This is a genomic window from Pseudomonas sp. Soil_N_39, from assembly GCF_057655955.1.
The window spans coordinates 188,623-203,017 of sequence record NZ_JBDGLI010000009.1 but is presented as its reverse complement, the minus strand read 5'-3'; the positions used below and the strand labels follow the sequence as shown (position 1 = coordinate 203,017).

19 protein-coding genes are annotated in these 14,395 nt (G+C 60.3%); all 19 read right to left on the bottom strand.

Annotated elements, in window-relative coordinates; genetic code table 11:
- Positions 1-249, bottom strand: coding sequence for a hypothetical protein (locus AC3A5O_RS15525; RefSeq protein ID WP_487753399.1), 249 nt, complete (start codon positions 247-249; stop codon positions 1-3).
- Between the two features lie 59 nt (positions 250-308).
- Positions 309-872, bottom strand: a complete 564-nt coding sequence (locus AC3A5O_RS15520) for a phage baseplate assembly protein V (protein ID WP_487753398.1) — start codon at positions 870-872, stop codon at positions 309-311.
- Positions 869-1,399, bottom strand: a complete 531-nt coding sequence (locus tag AC3A5O_RS15515; protein WP_487753397.1) for a hypothetical protein — start codon at positions 1,397-1,399, stop codon at positions 869-871. Before AC3A5O_RS15515 ends, AC3A5O_RS15520 begins: the two co-directional genes overlap by 4 nt.
- Complete coding sequence (locus AC3A5O_RS15510) at positions 1,392-2,054, bottom strand: hypothetical protein (RefSeq protein WP_444758303.1); 663 nt, start codon at positions 2,052-2,054, stop codon at positions 1,392-1,394. The genes AC3A5O_RS15515 and AC3A5O_RS15510 overlap by 8 nt, the downstream gene beginning before the upstream one ends.
- Positions 2,051-2,371, bottom strand: a complete 321-nt coding sequence (locus tag AC3A5O_RS15505; RefSeq protein WP_444758304.1) for a head-tail joining protein — start codon at positions 2,369-2,371, stop codon at positions 2,051-2,053. The genes AC3A5O_RS15510 and AC3A5O_RS15505 overlap by 4 nt, the downstream gene beginning before the upstream one ends.
- Positions 2,371-2,559: a hypothetical protein gene (locus AC3A5O_RS15500; protein ID WP_325918064.1), complete on the bottom strand. Its 189-nt coding sequence runs from the start codon at positions 2,557-2,559 to the stop codon at positions 2,371-2,373. The genes AC3A5O_RS15505 and AC3A5O_RS15500 overlap by 1 nt, the downstream gene beginning before the upstream one ends.
- Before the next feature lies 1 nt (position 2,560).
- Positions 2,561-3,592 (bottom strand): major capsid protein, encoded by a 1,032-nt coding sequence (locus tag AC3A5O_RS15495; RefSeq protein WP_431495271.1) that lies wholly within the window; start codon positions 3,590-3,592, stop codon positions 2,561-2,563.
- Positions 3,593-3,604: 12 nt separating this feature from the next.
- Complete coding sequence (locus AC3A5O_RS15490) at positions 3,605-3,955, bottom strand: head decoration protein (RefSeq protein ID WP_487753396.1); 351 nt, start codon at positions 3,953-3,955, stop codon at positions 3,605-3,607.
- 12 nt (positions 3,956-3,967) lie between these two features.
- Positions 3,968-5,188 (bottom strand): S49 family peptidase, encoded by a 1,221-nt coding sequence (locus tag AC3A5O_RS15485; protein ID WP_487753395.1) that lies wholly within the window; start codon positions 5,186-5,188, stop codon positions 3,968-3,970.
- 2 nt (positions 5,189-5,190) lie between these two features.
- Entirely contained in the window at positions 5,191-6,798 is a 1,608-nt protein-coding gene (locus AC3A5O_RS15480; RefSeq protein ID WP_487753394.1) for a phage portal protein, read from the bottom strand.
- A 2-nt stretch (positions 6,799-6,800) separates the two neighbouring features.
- Entirely contained in the window at positions 6,801-7,016 is a 216-nt protein-coding gene (locus tag AC3A5O_RS15475; protein ID WP_444758307.1) for a hypothetical protein, read from the bottom strand.
- Positions 7,017-7,027: 11 nt separating this feature from the next.
- Positions 7,028-8,917, bottom strand: coding sequence for a phage terminase large subunit family protein (locus AC3A5O_RS15470; RefSeq protein ID WP_487753393.1), 1,890 nt, complete (start codon positions 8,915-8,917; stop codon positions 7,028-7,030).
- 43 nt (positions 8,918-8,960) lie between these two features.
- Positions 8,961-9,485 carry a DUF1441 family protein gene (locus AC3A5O_RS15465; protein ID WP_343470288.1) on the bottom strand — a complete coding sequence of 175 codons (525 nt, stop codon included), beginning with the start codon at positions 9,483-9,485 and terminating at the stop codon, positions 8,961-8,963.
- Positions 9,486-9,612: 127 nt separating this feature from the next.
- Positions 9,613-9,948 (bottom strand): phage holin family protein, encoded by a 336-nt coding sequence (locus AC3A5O_RS15460; protein ID WP_431495276.1) that lies wholly within the window; start codon positions 9,946-9,948, stop codon positions 9,613-9,615.
- A 512-nt stretch (positions 9,949-10,460) separates the two neighbouring features.
- Positions 10,461-10,820, bottom strand: coding sequence for a PA0613 family protein (locus AC3A5O_RS15455; RefSeq protein ID WP_487753392.1), 360 nt, complete (start codon positions 10,818-10,820; stop codon positions 10,461-10,463).
- Positions 10,813-13,032, bottom strand: coding sequence for a VapE domain-containing protein (locus AC3A5O_RS15450; protein ID WP_487753391.1), 2,220 nt, complete (start codon positions 13,030-13,032; stop codon positions 10,813-10,815). Before AC3A5O_RS15450 ends, AC3A5O_RS15455 begins: the two co-directional genes overlap by 8 nt.
- Complete coding sequence (locus AC3A5O_RS15445) at positions 13,022-13,249, bottom strand: TraR/DksA family transcriptional regulator (RefSeq protein WP_014339657.1); 228 nt, start codon at positions 13,247-13,249, stop codon at positions 13,022-13,024. Before AC3A5O_RS15445 ends, AC3A5O_RS15450 begins: the two co-directional genes overlap by 11 nt.
- Positions 13,242-13,760, bottom strand: a complete 519-nt coding sequence (locus AC3A5O_RS15440) for a phage regulatory CII family protein (RefSeq protein ID WP_014339658.1) — start codon at positions 13,758-13,760, stop codon at positions 13,242-13,244. Before AC3A5O_RS15440 ends, AC3A5O_RS15445 begins: the two co-directional genes overlap by 8 nt.
- A 332-nt stretch (positions 13,761-14,092) precedes the next feature.
- Positions 14,093-14,326, bottom strand: coding sequence for a hypothetical protein (locus AC3A5O_RS15435; protein WP_487753390.1), 234 nt, complete (start codon positions 14,324-14,326; stop codon positions 14,093-14,095).
- Positions 14,327-14,395 lie beyond the last annotated feature (69 nt).

The following is a 14,395-nucleotide window of genomic DNA, read 5'->3' as shown; positions in this document are numbered from 1 at the left end:
TTACTCCGTCAGCAGTTGCATATCCGGGTGTGCCTTGAGAAAGGCGTATTGATCATCGCCGCAGGCCGTGACCTGGCCGGCGATGACCGGCAAGGTGCTGCCGTCTGGCATGATCAGCGTGCGTGAGGTGTACCGGGTGTCGCGGAACACTCGCGCCGGTCCGATGGGTGCCGGCGATTCGGTTTGGACTGGCTCAGGCAACGCTGCGTCGGCTGCTGTCCGCCCGGTCCCCGTTCGCGTTTTGCTCATATGGGTTGCTCCAGAAATGCGAAAGCCCGCACGTGGCGGGCTGTGGATAAATGTCGGAGTCAGTGTTTGTGGTTCGGCGTGTTGCCACCGGTATCAGTGATTTTCCCGCCGCCGTTGATATCGCCCGTGACCTGTAATGGGCCGTTGATCAGCACATTGCCGGTCAGGGTGATATCGCCTGCCGTGGCGTTGATCTCGCTGTCCGTTACGACCACTTCGGTTCCGCCGACTTTGATGGTCACGGTACCGCTTGGCACGGTGATGGTGTACGTGCCGGCCTGCCAGTCATAGACCAGAGAGCCACCATCATCGAAACGCCACACCTCGACGTGGTCGCGGTTGTCCGGAGGTGCCCCGGCATTGCCATACAGACCGGGGATAAATGTGCCCTGCGCCACATCGCCGCTGGCACTTACCAGAGTTCCCTGCTCTCCCATGCTAGGCGCTCGCCAATGACGGGCTTTGCCGGCGGCGATGCTGTGCCAACGCACCCAGGCACTGACCCAGTCCCCATCCGACACCCGACATGCGGGCGGCGAAGCGGTCAGATCCAGCGCGACCACATAACAATCCTTGACCAGGCCGGCCAGCATGCGGTCATGCTGCGCACTGGGATAGCTCATGCCATTCCCTCCGGTGGCTGATAGCTACCTTCGCTACCAGGACCAGTGTCAGGGCTGAAGCCCCAGAGCAAGGTGCCTGGGGGCTGATTCGGCCACGGCCACTCTTCCTTACCTAAGTAAATACCCTGGGTCCACTCAACGACCCACACCGCATAGCTGTCGAGCTCCGGCCGGGTCCAGTCCTGTGATGCCTGGACGAACTCTGCCGGCTCGACCGCCAATCCCCATGTCTGCATGCGCAGCAAAATAATCAGTTGAGCCGCAATGAAAGCCGCTACCTGCTGGCAGTGCTCGTGATCGCTGCCGACGATGACGCGTGCTTCGAAACGCGCCTCGACTCCGACTTCGCCAGTGCCGGGGTCCCGACCGGGCTCCAGCTCGACCAGCTCAAGCACAACTGCGGGGATGGGTACGTGCTGCAGCATGTCGGGCATGGTGCAGATGTATGCCAAGCCGGGGATGGCCTGGGCGATCTGTTCTTCAATGGCTAAGTAAAGCTGGTCGAGAGGAATGATGGGCTCAGACATGGGCTGATTTCCTCAAGTATTTTTGCAGCTCGAAATTCATCTCCTGCTCCAGGATCTCAAGCAGTCGCTGATGCGCACGACGCGACCATTCCTCAAAGTGAGGCCGCACGTCGTCGAGCGATATCTTGGCCTTGGCCAGTGGATAGCGGCTACCGTTCTCGGCAATCCAGCCCGAACTTGGCCCACCGCCGCCTGACACGTCACTGTCGGGATAGTCGCTTGCTCTGAAGTGTTTACTGGCGGTACGAATCCATATGTCAGGCGCGCCGCCATAAACGGTCTTATAGAACGCCCCCTGATACTTGCGACCCGCGACAGAGACACCAGAGCGGCCCTGTCGTACCCGACCTGCGCGACTGGCCTCAATGGGATTGATGCCAAACCACAACTTGGCTTGCTCGTTGGAGTTGACTGGGTAAGCCTTTAGTCGCTGACGCACAGCGGCGATGGCGATTCGAGCTTGCCGGCCTACCGCTCGTGCAATGTGAGTGCGCAACCAACGCAGCGTCTTATTCAGGGCTCGCCGTTGAGCTGCACGGGCGGCTTGTGGAACAAGGGCGGCAAAGTCGGAGAACGCATCCTTATCGGCTTGAGCCAGTTGCAGCGTGAACAGACCGGAGCTGGCCGAGGATTTGACATGGCTGCCGACGCTCATCGCACCTCCCGAAGAATCAAGTTGACCCAACCGGTGCCATCCGGCTCACGTTTGACGACGACATAACGCCCGCCGCCGTCTTCTGGCATCAGCTGGACAGTGATTAACTGGCCATCCGAAATGAGGTGGGCATCAACAATACGGACGGCGAACACTGGCTCGCGTATACCGGTGTTGATCCTTCCCACCTTTGGTTGCAACCAGGGCGCCGAGAAGAATCCCGGCACCGGTAAGTCGCGACCGTCGACCAGAGCCTCGTCGCCCAGGACATCCAGCAACTGCACATCCATCGCTGCCACCTGGTCACGGAAGGCCATCAGCTATCTCCGTCATCCGATGCGGTGGATCCGGACTCCAGCTTGCCGCGCTTGGCAATGACGCCTTCTTCGAGCAACAGGTCCCGGATCTCAGTGCTGGGCGGAACGTACACTTCACCTTTTCGCACCAGCTTGGCACCGTCCTGCACACAGCCTTCGATCACTACGTACTCAACTTTGGCAGCCATATCACACCACCTTTGCAAAGACGAAAGCGTTAGGCTCCAGCATCCCGGCCAGAGCAGCGCTTTGCAGTTTCAACCACCGGGCGCTCGGATCCTGGGTGACCCAGCTTTTGGGGAAACGGGCCGCTTCAACCAGACCACTTTCAATGGCTTCGATGTCCTTGATCGCGCCATACAGCATCGCGTTTCGAGTCGAGGTCGAGCCCAGCATCAAGCCGCCGCTTGGCACCATCTGCTGTTCGTCACCGTCATCGTCCAGGTACCACTCGTCGTAGACATACAGGTCGATGCCGGGGTCGTTCAGATAGCCAAGATAGGTCACGCCATCTGGCAGCTCTTCAGGCTTGATCACGCCCATGTCCACCCGGCGAGAGTTGAGCTGCTTCAACACTGTCTCGTTGCGCTGGAAAGCATCCTGGGCTTCGCCACTGAGCACAGCGACGTTGCCGGTGCGCCCGGAATCCTTGGCAATCTGGCGCTTCCACTGCCGCAAGTTGGCAATAGGGTCGGAGTCCGCCGTGTTCCAACGCCCGGCCCCCAGCACGATTTTGTGGCTGTCCTCCATCAGAAAATCGATGGTGTCATCGACGCCATCACCCAGCACCCGAACGCGTCCAGTGCTCAGCGCCTGAGCGCACATCCACTCTTCACGACGAGTGATCTCGTCGTCCAGGTCGATCAGGTCGCGCCCCAACTGCTCGCCCGCTCGCTCCAGGGGAGTCCGCGAGGAGAATGGGTTATCGCCGGCAGCACGCTTGAGGATTTGTTCTGCCCGCGTCTCCCGCTTGGGCTGGATGTAGGGTGGCTTGTACGTTTCGGAACTGAAACCGTTGCGCAGCGAGACACTGCCGGGCAACGACGGGTGTACGAAGGGCGCCATCTTGCGCTGGCCCTTGATGATGTCGATGGTCACAGTCTCGGTGCCGAAGGTAACGGGGTTACCGGCGTTGAAGAAAGTGTTCATCAAGAAGCGACGAGGCGTGTTCATCTGCTCAACGGCTTCGAGCATGGTAAGGGTGTCAAAAATATCGGTCATCAGATGCTCCGGTCAGCGGATGAAAATGCAGAAAGGTCGAAGGGCGGCTTTGGCCGAAGCCAGGGTTAGGCCCTCACCGAGGTGGAGCTGGGTGCCCAGCACTTGGCCTGTCAAACGAATGGGCGCGCTCCTGGCCCCGCCCGTGGTATCCACGTCCTCGTCGAGGATGGCCGCAGGCACCTGGGAGCCGTCTTCAGCCGCGGCTTTGCACAGCACGAACTCTTTCGAACTGGCGACCTGTCCCAAGACAGAACCACGAAGGAGGGTCTGGCCAGCGGCGATCAAACCGGTGTCCATTGCAATGGGAAAGTCACCGGCAGAAAGATGGCTCGGCTGGTAGGTTTTACGTTCCGGGTTGCTCATGAATGTCTCCTGTCAGCGGCGCGAAGCGCCCGCAACGATTGCACTGACGGCTGCTTGGCGTTCGCCCTGCTTGCCATCACCGCTTGGGGTTGTAGCCGTCACGCCCTGCGCATCGCTCTTGATCGCTGCCAGGGAGATCCCGCGATCCTGAGCCGCCTTGAACAATTGCAAGGCAGTGGCCTCGACCGTGGTGCCAGCATCGATAGCCGCTTCGATTTCCTTCTCGAAGCCTTTGCTGGCCAGGGCGTTAATACCCTTGATGCGATCACGTTCTGCAGCGGCGCCTTCGGCTCGAATGGCGCCGAGGTCAGGCTGCTGGGCCTGGGCGATTTCGATGGAGTTCGGATCAGTGCCGGCGGCCAGCGCAGTACGCAGCTCCGCCGTGGTATGTACGGTGGTCATGGTGGTTTTCCTTGGGACAGTGATGGCCGGTTTGGCCAGTTCGGTGATGAGGGATTCAAGCGAGCCCAACCGATGGGCCAGACCCGACTCAACAGCGGCGGCTCCGACGCGTAATCCGCCGAAGTCACCCATTGCGGGGACCTTGGCGGCGTCGGTGCTCAGGTTTCGCGCCACTTTGCCGACGAAGACTTCACCGAGGGCATTCACGGTTTCACCGATCTTGGCGCGCCCTTCTTCGGTTGCGAGATCGGGCCGCTTGTTCGGGGCGTTGCTGCTAACGATCTGATAGCGTTTGCGGCCGTTGGCAGCGTCACTTTCAACGACAGCCTCGACGACAACGCCGATGCTCCCGGCCAAACTGGCTTCGTCGATGACGATCTCGTGCGCTGCCGAGGCGATCCAGTACGCAGCGCTCGCCCCGATGCCACCGATGTACGCCACGATCCGCTTGCGCTCTCGACCCGCGAATATCATCTCGGCCAGTTCATTGATGCCGGAGGCAACACCGCCAGGGCTGTCGATGTTGAGCACAATCGAACGGACTTTGGGATCGTCCAGCGCTCGCTGGATGTCCGTGCCCAGGACCTGAGTGCTGGTAGCGCCACTGATTTCAGTGAACATGTTTGCGTAGCGAAAGATCGGCCCAGTTACGGGGATCACTGCCACGCCGTTTCGCATAGTGACTTTGCGGGTATCTTCCAGCCGCTCGCCGCGCCGGGTTGCCAGGGCCATCGGATCGCCCATGCGGTCGGCGATGGTCAGCAAGTTATCCAGGGCGTCAGGCAGCATTAGCCAGGGCTGCGACGCAGCCAGCTCAAGTGCTCGAGGCATATTCAGTCCTCTTCGGATTTGGGGTCAGGCGAGTTTTCTAGCCCGCCCTTGGGCAGGGCCTGCAGGTTTTTAGCGCGGCGTTGCTCCACTTCCCGTACACGCTGACGGAACACCTGCTGCCAGGGCTCGCCGGTCATGGCCGCTGTTTCGAGGGTTTCGTTGCTCACGCCAATTTCGATGCGCTTACCGGCCGCGTTGGCTTCCTTCAGCTCATCAATAGCCCCACGGGCGGGACCGATCCAAATGGCCTGACAGTAGCCCTTGCGCTTGGCTGGGTCGCCGTAGCCCGGTAGGTCGATCAGGCCCCTAGCCACGGCTTCGTCGATAATCAGCTCACGGCTTGGCTGGCAAAAATCACAGGCAAGCCACCAACGACGCAGACTGTAGAAACGCCAAGCCTGAAGCATGGCGGCGCGGGCCGCGCTGTAGCTGCTGCTGTAATGGAGCAAGAGCTCTTCAAGTGGCAGCTCCAGGGCAGCGCCGATCTCTTTCACCACGGCGGTGAAGAAGGGATCAAACTGGGCATTGGGTCGGCCTGGGTTCGCTACGACTGGCTCTTCACCAACGCCGAGGTCAATCACGGCCCCCTCGCCTAGGGCCAGCTCGCCATCGGTGGTGTCATCGCCTTCAGGGCGCTCGTCCGCCAACGCAGTCATCGGCAGGTTGCCGGTTGGGAAATCAGAGCTCTTTTTGATGAACACCGTGAACATTGCGGAGATCACGGCGGCCATAAGCTCCGCGCTGCTGTAGCGCTCCAGCTTTTGCAGTGGCTCCAGCACAGGCGCCAGGTAGGGAGCCCCGCGCTTCTGACCTGGACGTTCCTTGTCCGCCAGGACGTGCAGCACACGCCGTCGGCCTGTCTCCTCACCGAACGCGGTAAGTCGCTCCCAGCTCAGTGGCTTGCCGGCCAGATGCTCGCCGGGATAGCCGGTACAGACGTGATAGGCCACGGGCGCGCCCAGCGAATCGAACTCAACGCCATCAACCAGATTGACCCGGTCCATACCGCCGTTCGGATTGCCGACCCGATCCGACTCGATCAGCTGCAGTCGCGTGCTGAAGACACAGCCCGGCCGCTCCTTATCCGGGGTGGCCACCAACACATCACCGGCAACCAGCGACGACACCAATACCAGGGCTTGCAACTGGTAATGATTGAGGGTCGCTTCGGCATCACATTCCCTCGGATCATCGGCATACAACGACCAAAGCCGGTCCAACCGGCCATTCAACTCGTCTGCCTGCTCTTCGGTAAGACCCAGGGCCTCATGGTCCACCTGGGCGCGGCACACCAGCCCGGTGCCCACGACATTGGTGCGCAACCGGGTGATGGCAGCGCGGGCTATCAGGTGGTTACGCATGGCGTCCCTTGAACGGGCCACCAGCATTCGCCGCTCGCTCTGATTGAAGTCTCGTCGTGGACTCCCGAGGCCAGGGATCCAGCTGGCCATGCTGCGCAGCATGCGAGAAGCGCCCCGCCAGCGAGTTTCAACACCGCCGCCACCGCCCTGAGCAACAACCTGCTGGCCGTCCACCGAAGCCCTGGCCACCTTAATGGCCTCTCGCATCAGCAGATCGGCCGGGCCCTCACGCTTACTGAATGGCCACATGATCAGATCCCCAGGTACGAGACGCGATTGCGGCCTCGGCCACGCAGCGCCGCCTGTTCGTTGGCGACTTGCTCGGCATATTGCTTCTCCAGCAGGCGCAAGCTGTTGAGCTCTGCCAGCTGTACCTCACGATCAGCCCGGCGCAGGCGCTGACCGTTTTTCAGGACGTCAGAAATTGCCGCCCTAACTTCAGCTAGGCGCTTTTGTGCGTCAGTCATGGTTGATTTCCTTAATAGCCCGCTCGACTGCGGGTGCCCCGCCCACGAGCGACTACTCGGCGCGGTACCGGTGCGACCGGTTGTTCGGTGTTGAACAGCGTTGGCTGCATCAGTTGCTGTTCCAACTGGTCCCACTCGTGGTCACGTAGCAGATGCGTTTTAAGGCTACGTGCGGCGTGCAGGGCATACACCTCGCAGTCCAGGGCTTCATTGCGGCGCCCGGCTTTTTTCTGCCAGACCATCTTGCTGGGGTTACGCGCATGAGGCGCCAGCACTTCATTGGTGAGCTGTTCGTAGTAGTCCGAACGGATCTCGCTGTACCAGTGCATGCGCCCTGGTCCGACACCCTTCAAGCGCAGACGGCCATCGATCAGCGTCTTGGCCTTGTGCGTGCCAACGATGTGCACCCGCAGGCCATATTTCGCCGCTTTGGTGTTGTCCTGAGAGGTGTCCACAGACTGCGGAGGTTTGGTGAAGATTTCCTTGTCTCGGCTGTCAATCGACGCGCCCTTGATCGCCATGATGTTGAAGCGCTGCCGATCACGTACATAGCTGTAAACGGCGTCGCTGGTATTACCGTCCGAGCTGTCGATGCTGACCGCCGACACCGCCAGGTGCGCGCCGCCTTCGGTAGGGATGGGCTGAGCGATGACCCGATCCAACTCCTGCCAGACACTGTCGTGGGGGTCGATTGGGTTGCCGTGTAGCTCACCCCAATAGAGCCGCCAGGACTCTTCGCCGCGTCCCCATCCGGTGATGACCAGCGCCAGACGATCACCTTGCACGTCTACACCCACGGTCACCAACAACACGCCCCTGGGCGCTGTCAGTTCGGCGTATGGCTCGGCCCGCTTCTCCAGTTCGTCTGACTTGGGCGCGTCGCTTTGGTACTCGTAGCTTTCGCCCTTGGAGCTGTTCACAAAGGCAATCATCGGGCCGATGTTGCCTTGCGCCGCTGCGTGTTCCGCCTGGAGCTTTTTCTCCATCAACGCCTGAAAGCGTGACCCCCAAAAGGTAGCGTACAGCTCATTGAGGATGTAGCCGGCAATCCCGCGAAACTCAGCCGTGGCCTGCCAGCGCCCGTGCTTGAGGTTCGCGTTCTTCTGGTTGTCGTCCCAAATCGCGCCGCAATGTGGGCACGAATAGAACGCCTTCTCCGGCCGTTTTTTGCCGTAGACCTCGTGGTGATACTCAGGGTCTTCATCGCAGTGAAGGTTGTCAAAGCTCAGCGCATGTTCCTGGCCGCATTCGTGACACGTCACCAAGCCGATGCGCTTGTCCGACAGTTCCAGCTCCGCATCAATCGCCGACAGCCCTTTGATCGTTGGTGTGCCGCCGATGATGATCTTGGAACGGCGAAAGGTTTTCAGACGCTCCTTGGCGAGCTTGATGCTATCGCCCTGCCCGCGCAGGTTGAGGTTGCAGTCATCGGGCTCTTCAATGGCTACACGCGGTACTGGTGTCGACTTCACGCTGGCCGGGCTGTTGGAGCCCACCATTTTGAGGAAACCGCCAGGGAAGCGCTTAAAGTCTTGGCGCTGCTGCAACTTGCGGCTGCGTAAATCGACCTTCTTGCGTAGCCGTGGCGTCGCCTCGATCATGGGCTCGAGCTTCTCACCGACGTATTGCTTAGCGGCCTCGGCCTTGGGAAACAGCACCAGGATCGGCGACGGATCAATGTCGATCCACTTGCCCAGTGCGTTACCAAGAACGCCCGATGTCCAGGCTACCTGCGCCGACTTGCGGCCTACGATCTCGGTGACCGCCGGATCGTCCAGCGCCTCCAGAGGGCCGCCGGGCCAGGTCAGGTGAGGCGTGACGTTGAAGCGATATTTGCCGGGGCGGGCTGACTCTTCTGGCGCCAGCCAGCGGTATTTTTCCGCCCATTCGATAATGCTCATGCGCGGCGGCGGTGCCCACTTCCGGCAGGCGCCGCGCAGCGCGTTAATCGCCGTCTTTTTCAAGGCCCTCCGGATCGTCCGGTTCGTCAGAATCTCCATCTGACTGGGCATCATCCTTGTCATAGTCTGACAGCCTCCTCAGGATGGTTTCGATGGGGTCGGCGATCAGGCGCTCGTCAACTTCAACGCCGTAGCGCGCAGACAGTTGTTCCGCCAACTCATCCGGAAATGAGTTGAGCAGCTCGACTTTGGCTGCCGTGATCATTGCCTCGAAGCGTCCGATCAGATCCGCTGCGATTACGACCTCGCCCAAATCCTTGGCCAGCGCCAGCTCTTCACGATTGGCCCTGACCCGGTCGAGCCGGTCACGAGAGGATTCTTTTTTGCCGTTGAGGGCGGCCTGGTGCATCAGCCACTGGATCACCGCCTCGGTGTCGTATTGGTTTTCGTTGCCCCGGCCCAGGCCGAACTCGATTACCGGCATGCCGTCGTTCTGCCAACGGGTCAGCGTGCGTTCATCGCGGCCGACGATCTCGCTCAACTCGGCTTTGCTGACTGTTCTTCCCATCGCTAACCCCTTGAAAAGACGGACATCCCTGCAAAAAACTCAGCTGCAGGGAATCCGCGAGTTCGGTAACCCGTGTAGGGGGCGGGCCAAGGGGAGGACCCAGAAAAAGCACCCTCCCCCGCCCCCCCTACCCGGCACTCTCAGATGCCTCGGTGACACCCAGTCGCTTGGCAGCCCAGCGTTCGTATAGACCGATGGCGACATCGGCGCCGGCCATTGCGGTAAGAGATCCCAAGGCGCCCGCCGTCCAAAGCGACATACCGGCGGCGATCATCAACATCATCGCCGAGACCCCGCAGACGATGCAGGCACCCGACCTCAGTGCGAGCCGCCGCAGTAGTGCCCAGCCTCGCGCCCCATCCTTGTCGGCCCGCCACATCTCCCCCGATACGCCGCCAACCAAGGCCAGGAGAATTACTAACCAGATCGGCATCTCTGCCAGTGCTTGCTGCTCGTTCGTCATTGCCCCGCCCCTTAAATGCAAAAACCCGACGCAAGGGCCGGGTTTGGTGTGTGGTGCCTGCCGCTCTATGCGGTCGCACCTATCGAAGATGAGTACTTTTTACAGGTCGATTCCGGTGGCAGCAAGCCTGTTTTAATGCCACCCGGTGAATGTCTGGTGAACGCCTAGGCAATGTCGGCGAATATCTTTATTTCGGCTTCCAGCGCCTGGGGCGCTGTCTTTCCTGTCCTACTATCCTTGATCGAAGTAGGACAGCTACAGGCGCCTAGAATCGGGGCCTGCCCCACTGTCCTACTTTATTTTCCCTTCTCTCACGTAAAGAGAAAAAGCTAAGAACACGCGTGCGCGCCATGGGCGCGTATGCACTCCCGCTACGCTCACACATGGGCGGGACGTGCGGGAAGGTTGGACAGTAGGACAGGCCAACAACAGCGCGGCCCGCGCTTGTCCAACTGCATCAAACAGCAGTGGGACAAGGCGAGCCGGCAGGACAACCACGGACGCAGAAAGGATCAAGCAGCGATCCCCATCAATAGCCCATAGATGCACAGGTGCGCCTCATGCAGACGCTGGTAGTAGGTGTCACGCCCGCAGCCGCAGTGGGCATATCTCAGGCGCATGTCGATGTCCTGGTTGCAGTAGTGCTCTCGAACGATCTGCTCATGCGCCGTATCGAGGTGCTTGGTCACAATCAGTTCGATATCCAACGATCCTTCCAACGGCGCACGGAACGCCCGCCGGCCTCGAATCAACTGCCCATTGCTCTCCATCATCATGGCAACCATGTTCCCACCGGCAAGACCGCCGGCACTAAGGTCGCTATGCAGCTCTTCGGCCCATTTGCGCAGCCGCGCATCGATCTCCTTAATCATCGAAACATGGCTCCTCGACCGGCTGCACTTTCAGGTTCGATGCCCTGCCCCAATCTTGTGGCCTCTTGTAGCCCCAGGGCCGGACGCCGCTCTTCGGCAACGCGGGTAGCCGGACCTTGCGCCACCCCAACCGATGCATGATCGCTCCAACACGCATCTGTTCAGGTTTGCCCCAATGTCCGTAGTCCAGCTTCAAAGCGCCCAGTAGAATGTCGGTGCCGGTCGCCGTCTCTCCGACCTGATACTCCTCGAGCCAGGCCAGGATGGGGCCTTCCCACTCATCCACCACAAAGCGCTCTTCCTGGGCCTCGGCGAACAACGGAGCCTCCTCCCGATTGACCCACCAGATATCGCCGGACTGATAGCAAAACATCGCCTCGGCCCACAGCTGGTCGCGGATCTCGCGCAACTTATCCAGCTCCACCTTAGTACAGGCGACCGGCCAATAACGCCGGTTGCCGGTGGCGTCCTTCAGGTATTCGTCCTGGTTCGTCGTACCCACGAAAACACACTGGCGTGGCACGTCCATCGTTCTGCGGCCATAGCTTTCACGGTAGGTGTCAGTCGAGGCGGAAAAGAACTGCTTCGCCTTGGTGGACTCGGCCTTGTTGAAGCTGTCCAGCTCACCCAGCTCAACGATCCACTTGCCGCGAATCGCTTGGAACCCGTCCTTGTCGCCCAAGGCGAAGGGGGTATCCATAAACCAGGCACCTCCCAGCACCGCCATGGCCGTGGATTTACCGGCGCCCTGGGCGCCTTCGAGGATCATCACTGAGTCAGCCTTGCAGCCCGGCTGCATCACCCGGCCGACCGCCGAGACCATCCAGCGCTTACCTACCTTGGAACTGTAATCCGTCGGGGCTACGCCCATGATGTCTGTCAACCAGGTGTCGAGCCGGGGTACTCGATCCCACTCCAAGCCATTCAGGTAATCGCGTACAGGGTGAAAGGCATGGTCATGCGCGACAACACTGACAGCCTCGATAACGCTGCTCGCCTTGACCCGCAGGTTGTACTGTTGCGCGAGCCACTTCATGACCAGCATGTCATCAATATCAGCCCAATCGCCGACACCGCCGCCATAGGGGGCAGCACGCAGCTTGACGATCTTGGAGCTGAACGCACTGAAGCCAATCACGCCGGCCCAACGTTCGTCGTTGCCCAGGATCAGCTCTACGTTTTGCATGTGCGCGATCAACATGCCGTTTTCCGTGCGGGCCAACTGGTCTTTCCAACCGCCCGCTGCAGGTGGCTTGACCACCGCCAGTACTTGGCGGCGCACCGCCTCCAATCCTTCAGCACAGTGCAGGTCGTTGAAGTCGGTCCACTTGTCCTCTCGCTCAACCGAAAAGATAGGGCCGACTACCTGACCACCTACAACCGTAGCCGCGTTGTTGGCCTTCTCTGCACCTGGGTTCCAGGGCTCGCCATTCGGGCGCTTGGTTTTCCAGTCATCATCCCGGCAGATGATGATTGGACGCCCCGGGAACCGCTCGCGCATTGCCTTGGCGACCATCATCAGGTTGCCCGCATCAAAGGCAATGGCGACCGTCAACGAGGTCGCCATGTGCAGGCTTGCACCGGTGGCGTAGCCCTCACACACCAGCACTGGCTCGCCCGGCTCAGGGTGCGGACCAATGAGGTGGAAGGCGCCTTCCTTCGCCATCCCATATGGCCAGTAAGACTTGTCGCGGCCGGTGTCCTCTTGCTTCTCGGGGAATATCACTTGTAACCCGACGATCTGGTCCCGAGCGTTTTGCATGGGCACCAAAACCGCGCCGGAGCGCGGGGCATAACGAACGCCGAGGCCCACGATCTGCTTTCGATCCAAGTAGGCGCTACGGCCTTTCTCGGGCATCCGCTTGAACAACCCAGCAGCACGGTTAGCCGCTCGACGGGCAGCGTTGGCAGCCTTCTCAGCGGCTTTGCGCTTGGCTTCCTCCTGACGAGCGCGCATGACTTCACGCTCTTCAGGAGTCATCCGGCCGGGCTTTACCTTGATCTTGTGCGTTTCCCCTGTACGCCAATCGCCGAACGCACCGAAGATCAGGGTTTCGCCCTTCTCGGTGTGGTGCTCGTGTAGAACGTACCAGCCGTTTTTCTCTTTGCCCTTATCCAGGGCGGTCTTGCATCGAGTCAGCTTGCTGTAAATCAGCGGCTGCGAGGGCTCCAGACCGAAGTCCGCAAATTGATTCAGCACGTCATCGAGCATGACGAGCCTCCCGCATCTCATCGATGGACTGACAGTTCACACACTGCGTGCAGCCCTGCTGTGCCAGTCGCCGTGCCTCGGGGATCGGATCGTCACAGCTTTCACAGAACAACAACGAATGCCCAGGCAACGCCGGCTTGAACGCACTGCGCGCAGCAAGCGCCTGATCGATGCGCTCCTGCACCAGGTCATTGGCAAAATCAGCAATATCAGCCACGGCCGTCACCCCGCGTTGTCTGGTTGACGTACGTGGCGCGGTTGAACAAACCCAGCAGCCCCTGGATACCTCGAAACACCTGCAGGCGGATCGCGGCCAGCTCGTGATCGCTGACCACCCCATCGCCAATGCTCTTGGCCCAGGTGTCGGCCAGATCGGCCACCTGCCGAAAATACTCGGCAAGACCGATGGTCAGGGTTTCGGGCATGTCAGTGGTGTACACCTCAGACAGCTCATGCCAGATCGTATCGCCGACCAAGGCATGCACCGCATCCAGAATGCGCCTGTCCTTTGTCAGCTCGAGGATCTCGCCAAACTCTTGAATGTTTACCGAGTGGCTGGGATGCGTGGGGGACAGTTTGTGCTGCAGCGTGGTGGGGTTTCGGCCGGTGGTGGCGGCGATTGCAGCGGCGCCGCCCGGATAGTCCCGTGCGGCATGGTAAAGCGCCAGATCGAGCGGCAGGACTTCCCGCTGTGCTCGTTCGACGCAACTCAGAGCGATTCGGCTCATGGCATTAATCCTTATAAGTTGCCAGTGCCGCGCGACATGCAGTGGTGATACATTTGCCGCGTGGCTTGAAAGGGCCCAAACGCCGGCTAGATCTTAGGGATCGACACCGGCACCGTGCCGGGGCGAGCAATCCGTTGCTCACCCCTGGCGCAACAGCTGCCCAATCTGTGGTGGAAAAGGCAGCAACACCAAGGCTTCCGAGCCTTGGGAAAGCGCGATAAAGGGAGGTGGTTTGCATGTGGTGTGCCCGCCTACCTTTATCGCGACCCGACAGCGCTGTGGTGGTGCGTGCCGGGAGGAACTGGGCGACCTTTGGGTCGCCTTTTTTCTTGCTACGCCGCCTTGCTTGACGGTGGCGCCTCAGTTACACCGAAATGCTCCAGTACCTCAGTAAGAGAAACGTAGCCTTCACTTTCGCGTGCCAACGATTTAATTAGAGACACGCTTGGATCCTTACTCGCATATTTGACATGAATCCGCAGGTAGCTCGGAGCGATACGGCATCGCTCCGCATAAGCCCTCTGCTTCTCAGCATCCAGATGATTGATGTAGTCACGTAGCTTCATTACAAGCCCTCCGAAACCGAAAATTAACCTATGGGGTTATTTTTTGCAATACCCGACAGAGCATTCACC